An 11,819-nucleotide genomic window follows, 5' to 3' on the forward strand; every position below is an offset into this window, starting at 1 on the left:
CCAGGGCCTTTCCGCGGAAGGGCCCTGCGCCGCGCGCTATTGGTTTCGTGCCGATCGGCCCTATTTTGCCTTGCGTGCGCAGGGTGGCTGCCGCTACGTAAGGCGACGGTTCGGGGGCGAATCGCAGGAGACAATGCCGATGGCAACTGGTTCTGGTTTGCGCAAATCGCTCGCGACCAAGTTCGACGACGAATTGCGCTTCTTCAAGGGATGGATGGACAAGCCGAAAGCAGTCGGCGCCATCATTCCCACAAGCTCCGTCACCGCCCGCAGGATGGCTTCGGTGGTCAACCCCGCCTCGGGCCTGCCGGTGCTCGAGCTCGGGCCGGGCACCGGTGTCGTCAGTCGCGCCATTCTCGGCCGGGGCGTGGCGCCGGAGAAGCTCTTCGCGGTGGAATATTCCCGTGAGTTCGCCGAGCATATGCGCCGCGCCTTTCCGGGTGTGAACGTCATCCAGGGCGATGCCTTCGATCTTGACCGCACGCTGGGCGAGAATGCCGGCCAGCAGTTCGATTGCGCCATTTCGGCCGTGCCGCTCCTGAACATCCCTGCCGAAAAGCGGGTTCTATACATCAACGACCTGCTCGACCGCCTGCCGCTGGGCCGGCCCGTTGTGCAGATCACCTACGGTCCGCTGTCGCCGGTGCCGGCGCGGCGCGGCGAATACACGGTCGAGCATTTCGACTTCGTCATCCGCAACATTCCTCCGGCCCAGCTCTGGGTCTATCGCCGCGTGGCCCACGGCTGACGCGTACCGGGCGGGCGGTTGATTCGCGCGCCGGTTTCCCTATACCGGGAGCGAACAGGAGATGCGCATGACCGCCCGAATTCTCGTCTTTGCCGGATCGATCCGCACAGGGGCCTATAGCGGCCAGACCGCCGATGCGGCCGAACGCGAGCTGGCGCTGCAAGGCGCCGAAGTAACCCGCATTTCGCTCGCCGACTATCCGCTGCCGATCATGGACCAGGACCTGGAGAAGGAAAAAGGCATCCCCGAAAACGCCATGCGACTCGGCCGCCAGATTGCCGCGCATGACGGTTTCCTCATCGCCAGCCCCGAATACAACTCCTCCATCCCGCCGCTGCTCAAGAACGCCATCGACTGGGTCAGCCGCATCCGCAAGGATGGCGATGTGTCCTTCCACCCCTATGCCGGCAAGGTGGCGGCGCTGTGCTCCTCCTCCAATGGCAATTTCGCCGGCGCGCGCGGCCTCTACCATCTGCGCTCGGTGCTGATGAACTGCCAGGTCGAGATCATCACGCCGCAATGCTCCGTGCCGCGGGCGCAGGACGCCTTCGACGAAAACGGCGAATTCAAGGATGAGCAGCTGCGCCACAGAATGGAACTCGTCGCCCGCACCCTGATCGAACGGGCCCGCATGCTTTCGACGCGGGTGGAAGCCTGATGCCTGCTCAGATGCGCGACCGTCTCATCGTCGGCCTCGACGTGCCCACCGTTAAGGAAGCCGAAGCCGTGGTGCGCGAGCTCGACGGCGTGACCTGCTTCTACAAGATCGGTTACCAGCTCGCCTTCGCCGGCGGGCTCGATTTCGCCCGCGAGCTGGCAAGCGGCGGCACCAAGGTCTTCCTGGACATGAAGCTGCTCGACATCGACAACACGGTGGCCAAGGGCGTGGAAAACATCGTCAGGATGGGCGTGTCCATGCTCACCCTGCACGCCTATCCGAAGGCCATGCGCGCGGCGGTGGAAGCCGCCAGCGGCAGCGACCTCTGCCTGCTCGGCGTCACGGTGCTGACGTCCATGGATGCGCAGGACCTGATCGACGCCGGCTACCAGTACGACCCGCAGACGCTGGTGCTGCGCCGGGCCGAACAGGCGCGGGCCGCCGGCATGGGCGGCATCGTCTGCTCGGCGGCCGAAGCCGGCGCGGTGCGCCGCGTCGTCGGCCCGGAACTGGCGGTGGTTACGCCGGGCATCCGTCCCGCCGGCGCCGAGCGGGGCGACCAGAAGCGCGTGGTGACGCCGGCCGATGCAATGCGCAATGGCTCCAGCCATCTCGTCGTCGCGCGACCGATCGTTGGTGCGGTTGACAGGCGGGCGGCGGCGCAGGCTATTCTCGACGAGATGGCGGCCGCCTGACTTTTGTATCCGGCATGGGAAGCGGATCGGGCCCGGCGGCAGCCGGAGGACATGGCCCGAACGGAGGAGCAGGCTGATGGCGAAGGGATACTGGATCGCTCGGGTCGATGTGCGCGACCCGGAGGGCTATAAGGACTATGTGGCCACCGCCAGGCCGGCCTTCGAGCGCTTCGGGGCCAATTTCCTCGCCAGAGGCGGCGCGCATGAGGCCGTGGAAGGCCCCGGCCGCGCCCGCAACGTGGTCATCGAGTTTCCTTCGCTCGCCGCCGCGCGCGACTGCTACAACTCGCCCGAATACCAGGCCGCCAAGGCCATCCGCCAGAAATACGCCGATGGCGAGATCGTGCTGGTCGAGGGCGCGTGAGGGGCTGACCGCCGCGCATTTCACACCCGAATCCGTTCGGAAAACCGGCCTCGCGCCGGGCCGCGATCGCTTTTTTCTCCAATTATGGCGTCTGCGGACAATATTTTTTCAACATTCGGTACGAAAGTCGGGGCATGTTCCGCGCCAAGTGATATATTGCGCCGCAGCAAATCTCCGCTAATTTTGCTGCGTAGCGAAGCGGGCTTTCGGCCGGTGCAGTCTGCCGCCGCCGGGTAAGGGTTTCGATGTTCTACCAACTCTACGAAATGAATCACGCCGCGCTGCAGCCCGTCCGGGCCTATGCCGACGCGGTCAAGTTGTTCTGCTCGAACCCGCTCAATCCGCTATCCACCACGCCATGGGGGCGTTCGGTCGCGGCCGCGGCCGAACTGTTCGAGCGCACCACGCGCCGCTATGGCAAGCCGGCCTTCGCGCTGCCGCACCCCACGGTCGACGGCAGCGTCGTGGCGGTGGAGGAGAAGGTCGTGTGGTCGCGGCCCTTCTGCAACCTCTTGCATTTCGAGCGCGATCTGCCTGCCGCACGCCGCCCCGACCCCAAGCTGCTGATCGTGGCGCCGATGTCGGGGCACTACGCCACCCTGCTGCGCGGCACGGTGGAAGCGATGCTGCCGCATGCCGAGGTCTACATCACCGACTGGGCGGATGCGCGCATGGTGCCGCTCTCGCAAGGCCGGTTCGATCTCGACGACTATGTCGACTATGTCATCGACATGCTGCACGCGCTGGGACCGGACACCCACGTCATGGCGGTGTGCCAGCCTTCGGTGCCGGTGCTGGCGGCCGTGGCGCTGATGGAAGCGCGCGGCGACGCCTTCGCTCCGGCCAGCATGACGCTGATGGGCGGCCCCATCGACACGAGGCGCAACCCCACGGCCGTCAACTTGCTGGCCGGGGAAAAGGGCACCGACTGGTTCCGCGACAATGTCGTCATGCAGGTTCCCTGGCCGGCGCCCGGCTTCGCGCGCGACGTCTATCCCGGCTTCCTGCAGCTCTCCGGCTTCATGGGCATGAATCTCGACCGGCACCTCATCGCCCACAAGGACTTCTTCATGCATCTGGTGAAGAACGACGGCGACGGGGCCGACAAGCACCGCGACTTCTATGACGAATATCTGGCGGTGATGGACCTGACGGCCGAGTTCTATCTCGAGACCGTAGACACCGTCTTCGTGCGCCACCTGCTTCCCACGGGCCGGATGATGCATCGCGGAAACCCGGTCGACCCGGCCGCCATCCGCAACGTGGCGCTGCTGACCGTCGAAGGCGAGAACGACGACATTTCGGGCATCGGCCAGACCCAGGCCGCGCACGACCTGTGCGTGAACATCCCCGACAACATGCGCCAGCACTACATGCAGCCCAAGGTCGGGCACTATGGCGTGTTCAACGGCTCGCGCTTCCGGGCCGAGATCGCGCCGCGCATCCTCGACTTCATGGCCCGCAACGCGCGCCGGCAGCAACCCCGCCCCAAGCCCCGGCTGGTCCGCACAAAGGCCTAGCCGCCGCGCTTCCTGCGTGTCGCGGTCGCCATTGCATGACGCCTGCGGAAGCTGTTGCAGAATCGTCGCGCTGCCCCGGCCTCGTTAACCATCCCCACAAACAGCTGCCGCCGTTAATTGACATCGCTCGCACCCGGCCCTTAACGTTTTGTTAACAATGAAGGGCAGGCGGGGCCGGGGGTATGAACTCCTTTCCAATGGCGTGGCGCACGTTGCGGCGTGCGGCGGTTTTGAGCGGGCTGGTGGTGGGCGGCTGGTGCGGCGGCCACGCCTGGGCTGCGCCCATGGCCACCGGCGGCCTGACCTCGCAACCCATCGGGCATTACGAATTCTGCAAGGCCAATCCGGACGAATGCAGCATCCGCTCGCGTGACACCGCACCGGCCGAACTGACCGGCGCGTTGTGGAAACTGCTCGTCTCGCTGAATGTCAGCGTCAACCACGCCATCACGCCGATGAGCGACCTGGAAATCTACGGCAAGGAAGAGGTCTGGGCCTATCCCGACAATTCCGTCGGCGACTGCGAGGACTATGTGCTCGAAAAGCGCCGCATGCTGATGCAAAACGGCGTCTCGCCTTCCAATCTGCTGATCACCGTGGTGCGCAAGTCGGATGGCGAAGGCCATGCCGTGCTGACCGTCCGCACCGACCAGGGCGATTTTATCCTCGACAACCTGACGGATGCCGTGCTGCCGTGGGACGACACCGGCTATCGTTTCCTGAAGCGCCAGGCCAGCAATCACACCGGGCACTGGGTCACCATCCGCGAAGGCCAGGCTCCGCTGGTCGGCTCCGTGCGGTAGCGGGGAGGGCGCGGTCGTCCTCGACCCTCCCGCACGTCGCCAGAGACGGGTTGCCGCCACAGGCAACGGCATCATGCTCCGTCTACGCCGCCCTCCGAACGGCGGTCATGTCAAATTCGGAGGACGTCCGTGTGGTTGTCATGTCAGCCGAACCGACATTCCGCCATCTGCGATCATCGGACTCCCGGTCATGAAGCTGGATCGATCAGAAAGGAGGAACAAGGCTGCCTGCGCAATCTCCTTGGGACTCGCCATCCGCTTCATGGGATGCAAGCCGGCAATGAACTCCAAAGCGGCCGGATTCCCTTCACCTCCGCTTGGCGTGATCGTACCACCCGGCAGTAGCGCATTGACGCGTATACCCTCGCGGGCATGGTCCGATGCCAGCGACTGGGTCAAGCCGATCAATCCCGCCTTGGATGCCGCATAGGCTCCCATGCCCGGCATGCCGCCGTTGCTGAAACCTACAAATGACGAGGTAAAGACGATCGAACCTCGACCGCGCGCCTTCATCGCAGGAATTTGCGCCTTAGCGGCCAGGAAGGCACCGGTCAGATTGACCGAAATCACATCGGTCCAGTTGCCGATGCTCATATCCGGGACAGGCTGCAGCTCGCCCACGATGCCGACATTGTTGAATGCACCGTCCAGCCTGCCGAACTCCTTTATCGCAAGGTCGACAAGAGCATCGGCGTAGCCCTCATCCTTTACGTCGCCGGCCAAAAGCACAGCGCTGCCACCGGCTTGATTGACCGTTTGCGCGAGGGCCTCAAGCTCCCCGGATCGGCGCGCGCCGAGAACCACATTGGCCCCTTCGGACGCGAACAGCCGAGCCGCCGCTGCGCCGATCCCACTGCTCGCGCCGGTGACGATGATAGTCTTGCTTTCCAGTTCCACGACGTGTCTCTCCTGATCATTGCGTCATGGCTGTCTAGCGGCGCGGCAGAGGGCGCGGCCACCCGATTTATGCAACCGGCGGCATGCAGCGTTGAAAGGCCAAAGGCAGCTTTTGCCCCAAGCCCTGCGCGGCTACGGCAAATTGCGGTTCGGCCGCTTCCCACCGTCGACGGCCCTTGCAGGAGGAGAGGCGGACACGTCGTCGGATTGGCGTCGCCGGAGATCTCGCCCCCTATGCCGCCTGCACCATGCGCTCGCCGGCCACCCGGTAGGAAATCGCCTCGGCCAGGTGGATGCGACCCACCGCGTCGCTGCCGTCGAGGTCGGCCAGCGTGCGCGCCACCTTCAGCACCCGGTGGTAGGCGCGTGCCGAGAAGCCGAGTTTCTCGCTGGCGTCGCGCAGCAGCGACAGGCCGGCAGCGTCGGGCGCGGCGATCTCCTCGATGAGCGCGGTGGGGCAGTGCGCGTTGGTCTGTCCCGCAGTGGCGCCGATGCGCGCGAACCGTTCCTGTTGTATGCCGCGGGCCATCCCCACCCGCGCCGCCACGGCGGCACTTGCCTCGGCCGCGCCCTGCCGGATCAGGTCGCTGGCCGAAACCGCCGGCACCTCGATGCGCAGGTCGATGCGGTCGAGCAGCGGGCCCGAAATGCGCGCCTGGTAGTCGGCCTGGCAGCGGGCCCCGCGCGCGCAGCGATAGCCGGGCTCGCCGGCCATGCCGCAGCGGCACGGGTTCATCGCCGCCACCAGCTGGATGCGGGCCGGATAGGCGACGCGGTGGTTGGCGCGCGCAATCACGCATTCGCCGGTCTCGAGCGGCTGGCGCAGCGAATCCAGCACCTGCGGCGTAAACTCGGGCAGTTCGTCGAGAAACAGCACGCCGTTATGCGCCAGCGAGACTTCGCCCGGCTTCACCCGCAAGCCGCCGCCGACCATGGCCGCCATGGAGGCCGAATGATGCGGCGCGCGGAACGGCCGACGGTCGGTCAGCTTGCCGTCGGCCAGCTCGCCGGCCATCGAGGCAATCATCGACACTTCCAGCAGTTCCTTCGGAGAGAGCGGCGGCAGGATGGAGGGCAAGCGCTGCGCCAGCATGGATTTTCCCGAGCCGGGCGGCCCGACCATCAACAAGTAATGTTACATTAATCCGGGTTCGTCATACGGGGTGCATTATGGCAAAAGCTTATTCCTACATTCGTTTCAGCAGTCCCGAGCAGGCTAGGGGCGACTCCCTCCGACGACAGACCGCCAAGGCGGAGGAGTGGTGCGCGAAGCGTGGTATCGTCCTCGACGACACGCTTCGAGACCTTGGCGTGTCGGCGTTCCGCGGTGCAAACCGCGACATTGGAGCGCTCCGCTCGTTTCTTGACGAAGTCGAGCGCGGGAAGGTGCCGCAGGGTTCATTTCTCATCGTTGAGAGCTTGGACCGCTTGTCTCGTGAAGCCGTGCTCGATGCAGCGGCCCGCCTTTTCGACCTGATCCGTGCAGGCGTTACGGTGGTCACGTTAAGCGACGGCCAGGAGTATTCAGCCGATCGCCTCCGAAACGACTGGACACCCCTGATTGTATCCATAGCGATAATGGCGCGGGCCCACGAGGAAAGTCGAATTAAGGGTGAGCGCGTCGGGGAGGCATGGGCGAAAAAGCGCGAAGGAGTACGCGCGGGAACCCACCGCATGACCCGCCGGACTCCAGAATGGATCGCGCTGGAAAATGGCGAATTCGTGCTTCGGGAAGAGCGTGCTGACATAGTGCGGAGGGTTTTCCGCGAGACAATTGAAGGCTACGGTCGTCGCACCATCGCGAGCCGCCTTAACCTTGAGCAAGTTCCCACCTTCCGAGCTCATGAAAACAGGAAGGTGAAGCCAACAGGATGGCAGTCATCAAGCATCGCGAAGATTCTCAACAGCAAGGCGGTACTCGGCGAGTTCCAGCCAGGCACCGGAACGTCCAAATACGGCACTCATCAGCCAGAGGGCGACCCAATTAGGGACTACTACCCCGCCGTCATCGATGAGGAGATCTTCTGGCGTGCGCAAGCAGTCATTGCCTCCCGGCGACGAGTGACAGGCGAGGGAGGAACGGTCATCAAGAGCGGTGCGGCTGGCCGACGCGGCAACGGCATCGCCCATCTCCTGATCGGCCTCGGAAAATGCACGCGATGCAACGGTGCAATGCACATCATCAACAAAGGAAAAGCTCCCAAGGGCGCTGTCTATTTCGAGTGCTCCACAGCCCGCCGCAAGGCGGGGTGCGAAAACGACCGGCGATGGCGAGTCGATGTGATTGAGCGCAGGTTGCTCAAGCACTTGTCATACATTGACGTGGATGCTGCTTTGCGAGGTGAAAGCACCTTAACTGAGGTCCAGCGGGTGGAGAGTTTGCGCACAAAGCTTTCTGCCGCTGAGGGGCAGCGCGATGCGGTGCTGCGCGTTGTAGAAACTGGGGACGAGGCCGCTGTAGCCCGGTTCGGCCGCCTCGCCCACGAAATCAAACAGACCAAAGCGGAGCTTGCTGAAGCCGAAGAGGCCGTTGCCAAGGCTGTAGCTGATCCAGGCTTGAAGATCCGCCTTGCCGACACGATCGCACTTACGCAGGCGATGGATGAAGCTGAAGGCGAAGAGCGCCGGACCATCCGCGTACGTCTTGCCGAGCAAATGCGACAGCTGGTCGAGGTCGTGCGCTTCGACCCAGACCTCGGCGTTGATGCGAAGCTTAACGTTCGGCCAGACCTACCAAAAGATAAGATCCCGTTCGTCTATGGTGCAACCAGGGCCGTTCAATGGCGATTGGCGTTGGACTACGACAGCGCTCCGCATGGCCTTGAACCATGGTTAGGCGACGACGACGAGCCTAGTATTCCGCCGTCCTTTCCGGATTTGCATCGCAGAGTTGCTGCAGAGAGGCAGACGGGGAGCGGGGACTCTTCCCCCGATTGAACGCGAGGGGCGGTAGAGCGTTTCGATATGGGTCTTACCGCCACCCGGACTCCAATCCCTGTCCCCAATACCGTTCCGTCGCTGTCCTACAGCAGCCGGGATAATCCGCTCATGGACAACCGCAAGCGTGGCTGCGGCATCCAGCTGGCCAACCCTTTATCTGCTGTCCGGCTGCTCCCGGAACGGTCGCACGGGGCGGCCGAGATCAGGAGGCCAAGATGGCCACATTATACCAACTGCACGCCTGTCCACTGGTTTTGCATCCTTGCTGATCGAGGCGGATAAGCCACGGAATCAAATTCGGCCTCTAGGTCGGTCATCCGAATCGATGCACCGTTCTTTGCCTTTCTAGGTCGGGCGGTCGTCAACGCTCATGGACAAGCGCCAGCGTTCCTTTCAGTCATCCAGCTACCTCCCTAACCCTCCCTTCATGGCTCTCAGAACGGTCGCAATCCCGCGACCGACAGGAGGCCTGATATGCTTCTCACCCGCGAAATCCGCACTCACCTTCGCCGTAACGCCGACATTTCCGAGCGCGGTGAAGTCGATCACAAGCCAGTGGTAAAGCTGTTCACGCCAGACGCTGGCGCGACATGGCTTTTCACCGAATTGGCTGCTGATGAAGACACCCTTTTCGGGCTTTGCGATCTCGGCCACGGAAGCCCCGAACTCGGTTACGCGTCTCTTGCAGAAATCTCGGCCCTTCGCGGGCCTATGCGCCTGTTGGTCGAACGCGACCGCCATTTCCGAGCCGACAAGCCCCTTTCGGCTTACGCCTCAGAAGCCCGCAGCAAGGGCAGGATCGTCGCTTAGGCGATCCAATTCATGTCTTTGGCCAACGCCACACGACTAACACAGACCTTTATGCCTCACAGTTCAATTAGAAAGTTCGCGCTTACATCAGTCTTGCCGGAAGGGACGATCTCCGGTCGCGCTTCGCCTAAATGCCCCACTGCGGACGCGCCATCACCTAGGCTTTATGCGCTGCTCCGTGATGCCGCTGCCTCGCTAACGGCGGGCCATTTTCTTACGACCCGAGTGCACGGACGGGTAGCACGCGCAATCTGAGTTCTTGCGGCCATACCGCGTGTCAGCCACATTAAGAAAATTGCAATCGCCGCCGGATACGGGGAGCACATGGTATGGCTTCCCGAAAGGGGCGCTCCATGAGCGCCAACCCCGATGCGTTCGAGTTTCTGCGCAACGCCGCCTACGGATACGTTCGGAAGCACGGCAAGGATCAATGGAAGTTGCTCGACTTCTGTACCTCATCCATCTTGGAGTGGGTGAAGGACGAAGGCAGTGAACTTAGCGAATCCGAAGCCCTGCGACTAGCGGCGGATGTGACGCGCTGGACCGTCGAGAAATACAACCCGCCCCGCAAGAAGGCCGCTCGAAGCCGGGAAGAACGTGCTGCGACCGAAGTGAGTGCCCCCGCGCTGCTCGAATTCGCCGCTGAAACCTATGGAGCAGCGACGGTGCGGAACGCCGCCCGGGCAGGCGGCCAATCGAAGAGTACAGTCGCGCGCCACCTTCGCCATCATGGAATTTCTCCACGGCGGAGGGCGAAGATTGACAAGCTTCCGCCCATGGAGCGCCGCCTCGTTGCCATCCTGGACGCGACGTTTCCACGCGACGGGCTTGGTCTCGTCTTAATCGATCATTTGGCTGCTGCCCTGTGGGATGAACAGGTTGCCACGCCGACCAAACCGCTTCCGGAGATCCCACGCTCTACGAAGTCCACGCGCCGCAAGAAGCTGACCGAGTACCTGTCCGCCCTTAAGGGCTATGGACTCGGCTTTGACATCATCCCAATGAAAAATTCGATCGCCATTCGGCGCGGTCGGAAGTTCGGCGACCTGAAGGAAACAGCGGTATGGATCGAAGAAGAGAGGCACCGAGGATTTCGAGGGATAGTGTTGCCGGAGCCAGTGCAAGGAGCGCCACGCGGATTCTGGGATGATCCCTGGCTTGGTTGCGTCCTGAGCGTCCTTGAGTTGGGGCTATGGTCCTATGTCACCGATGCTCAGCGGCTCGAACCGTTTGTCAGGCTGACTCACTCCGTGATCGACACGCGCCCCCTCTATGATTGGTTCTGGCGCGCGATAAACAGCTACAGCAATGATGACTTTGACAGGAATCTTGGCCGCCTCGCGGAGAAGATCCACGATCCGCAACTTCGCCGGGCCGTGGCCGACATTGCGACCAGGATAGGCAACATCCGGGTCTGGGTCCGATACGATCATCCCATCGACTATTTCAACGACGTAGATCGCGAAATCGAGTTCATGAACCGCCTTCGCGACATCGCCCCGGACAGCTATGCCCGCTGCGCCTATCTCCGCGACGTGATCTTTGAGGATTTCATGAAAGTTGAACACGAAGCGGGTGAAGCCATCCACGGCGCGCTCATGCACTGCAAGCGTTTGCGTGAACTTGAGCAGAGCGGTGAGTGGCTTGCTCCCTCGACTGCCGACCTGGCATGGCATCATCCCGATAACGAAGCGCCGTTCTGACGCAAAGGGAAGACGGAATCCGTTCGAAAAACTCGAACGTTCTTCTAATGCTCTTAGCGTCCGCTGCCGGGAGCCTGGCGCGACGTTCGGAGATTCTCTCGATCTAAGAGGCGAAAAACCCAGCATTAACAAATAGATGGACTCTTCGATGGGCTTCTTGTCCCGTTTTCCTTATATAGTAGGAAACTGTCTGTCTAAAGGAACGGGAAAGGAGCTCCCTGCTAGATCCTTGCTGAGAGAGGGAGCGGTGGAGCGAAATGAACGAACGGGCAGTCTTAGCGTCCAGCGCGTCAATGCGATTGAAGGACCTCCAACTGACGGCTGAGCTTCTCGCCGAAGCTGTGGCAAATGAACACGGCGCTCGCGAGCGTATGGCCGAGCGGTACGGAATCCAGAAGTCCGTCATCACGGACCGGGTTAGGCGAATGGAGCAATTCTTCGGCGTTGCGCTCTTCACCGGGCCGCAGCGGAAGAGTCCCACGGCGGCGGGCAGGATGATGGCAAGGTTTGGCCCCCGCCTCATGGATGAGATCGAGCATTTCGGGGCGATGCTCCGCGAAGCTCGCGAGTGGGACGTGATTTCCCTAAGCGACTCCCCTATTGATGACGAAAAAGCTTAGTGAAGTAGAGCATCAGCATTAGGGTTCCGCCGACCCGGCTGTCCGAATCACATCGTTGATC

At 62.8% G+C, this 11,819-nt stretch carries 11 protein-coding genes and 1 pseudogene; 10 read left to right on the forward strand and 2 right to left on the reverse strand.

The features are described 5' to 3' along the window. The first annotated feature begins 139 nt into the window (after positions 1-139). The 6 genes from pmtA (at position 140) to AC3A4H_RS15640 (ending at position 4,788) form a co-directional block, all read left to right on the forward strand. On the forward strand, positions 140-748 hold the full coding sequence (pmtA, locus tag AC3A4H_RS15615; RefSeq protein WP_348778816.1) for a phospholipid N-methyltransferase PmtA: 609 nt from the start codon (positions 140-142) through the stop codon (positions 746-748). Between the two features lie 67 nt (positions 749-815). Continuing rightward, the gene (locus AC3A4H_RS15620; RefSeq protein WP_487767496.1) at positions 816-1,406 is read left to right on the forward strand and encodes an NADPH-dependent FMN reductase; all 591 of its coding nucleotides are present in this window, start codon (positions 816-818) and stop codon (positions 1,404-1,406) included. Next, entirely contained in the window at positions 1,406-2,101 is a 696-nt protein-coding gene (gene pyrF / locus AC3A4H_RS15625) for an orotidine-5'-phosphate decarboxylase (RefSeq protein WP_487767497.1), read from the forward strand. Before AC3A4H_RS15620 ends, pyrF begins: the two co-directional genes overlap by 1 nt. Before the next feature lie 76 nt (positions 2,102-2,177). Then, entirely contained in the window at positions 2,178-2,465 is a 288-nt protein-coding gene (locus tag AC3A4H_RS15630; protein ID WP_487767498.1) for a DUF1330 domain-containing protein, read from the forward strand. Positions 2,466-2,710: 245 nt separating this feature from the next. Continuing rightward, positions 2,711-3,985 (forward strand): polyhydroxyalkanoate depolymerase, encoded by a 1,275-nt coding sequence (locus AC3A4H_RS15635; protein WP_487767499.1) that lies wholly within the window; start codon positions 2,711-2,713, stop codon positions 3,983-3,985. A gap of 182 nt (positions 3,986-4,167) precedes the next feature. Beyond that, positions 4,168-4,788 carry a transglutaminase-like cysteine peptidase gene (locus AC3A4H_RS15640; protein WP_487767500.1) on the forward strand — a complete coding sequence of 207 codons (621 nt, stop codon included), beginning with the start codon at positions 4,168-4,170 and terminating at the stop codon, positions 4,786-4,788. Between the two features lie 138 nt (positions 4,789-4,926). On the opposite strand, the gene AC3A4H_RS15645 is transcribed toward AC3A4H_RS15640, so the two are convergent. Together AC3A4H_RS15645 and AC3A4H_RS15650 are read right to left on the reverse strand one after the other, a co-directional pair. Next, positions 4,927-5,685, reverse strand: a complete 759-nt coding sequence (locus AC3A4H_RS15645; RefSeq protein ID WP_487767501.1) for an SDR family oxidoreductase — start codon at positions 5,683-5,685, stop codon at positions 4,927-4,929. 232 nt (positions 5,686-5,917) lie between these two features. Beyond that, positions 5,918-6,820 (reverse strand): annotated as a pseudogene (locus AC3A4H_RS15650) (YifB family Mg chelatase-like AAA ATPase); the annotation flags it as partial. A 35-nt stretch (positions 6,821-6,855) separates the two neighbouring features. Between AC3A4H_RS15650 and AC3A4H_RS15655 the strand changes: the two are divergent. The 4 genes from AC3A4H_RS15655 to AC3A4H_RS15670 all read left to right on the forward strand — a co-directional run bounded on the left by AC3A4H_RS15655 (position 6,856) and on the right by AC3A4H_RS15670 (position 11,758). Next, positions 6,856-8,622, forward strand: a complete 1,767-nt coding sequence (locus AC3A4H_RS15655; RefSeq protein ID WP_487767502.1) for a recombinase family protein — start codon at positions 6,856-6,858, stop codon at positions 8,620-8,622. Between the two features lie 477 nt (positions 8,623-9,099). Next, a complete protein-coding gene (locus AC3A4H_RS15660; RefSeq protein WP_487767503.1) occupies positions 9,100-9,435 on the forward strand; it encodes a DUF2958 domain-containing protein in 336 nt (111 codons plus the stop codon). A 353-nt stretch (positions 9,436-9,788) separates the two neighbouring features. Continuing rightward, positions 9,789-11,138, forward strand: a complete 1,350-nt coding sequence (locus tag AC3A4H_RS15665; RefSeq protein WP_487767504.1) for a hypothetical protein — start codon at positions 9,789-9,791, stop codon at positions 11,136-11,138. Positions 11,139-11,509: 371 nt separating this feature from the next. Beyond that, complete coding sequence (locus AC3A4H_RS15670) at positions 11,510-11,758, forward strand: hypothetical protein (protein ID WP_487767607.1); 249 nt, start codon at positions 11,510-11,512, stop codon at positions 11,756-11,758. Positions 11,759-11,819: the final 61 nt, after the last annotated feature.

It is taken from the genome of Pseudaminobacter sp. Soil_N_29 (assembly GCF_057656055.1).

Coding starts and splice junctions, on each gene's coding strand:
- pmtA (WP_348778816.1), top strand. CDS start 140: ATGGCAACTGGTTCTGGTTTGCGCAAATCGCTCGCGACCAAGTTCGAC.
- AC3A4H_RS15620 (WP_487767496.1), top strand. CDS start 816: ATGACCGCCCGAATTCTCGTCTTTGCCGGATCGATCCGCACAGGGGCC.
- pyrF (WP_487767497.1), top strand. CDS start 1,406: ATGCCTGCTCAGATGCGCGACCGTCTCATCGTCGGCCTCGACGTGCCC.
- AC3A4H_RS15630 (WP_487767498.1), top strand. CDS start 2,178: ATGGCGAAGGGATACTGGATCGCTCGGGTCGATGTGCGCGACCCGGAG.
- AC3A4H_RS15635 (WP_487767499.1), top strand. CDS start 2,711: ATGTTCTACCAACTCTACGAAATGAATCACGCCGCGCTGCAGCCCGTC.
- AC3A4H_RS15640 (WP_487767500.1), top strand. CDS start 4,168: ATGAACTCCTTTCCAATGGCGTGGCGCACGTTGCGGCGTGCGGCGGTT.
- AC3A4H_RS15655 (WP_487767502.1), top strand. CDS start 6,856: ATGGCAAAAGCTTATTCCTACATTCGTTTCAGCAGTCCCGAGCAGGCT.
- AC3A4H_RS15660 (WP_487767503.1), top strand. CDS start 9,100: ATGCTTCTCACCCGCGAAATCCGCACTCACCTTCGCCGTAACGCCGAC.
- AC3A4H_RS15665 (WP_487767504.1), top strand. CDS start 9,789: ATGAGCGCCAACCCCGATGCGTTCGAGTTTCTGCGCAACGCCGCCTAC.
- AC3A4H_RS15670 (WP_487767607.1), top strand. CDS start 11,510: ATGGCCGAGCGGTACGGAATCCAGAAGTCCGTCATCACGGACCGGGTT.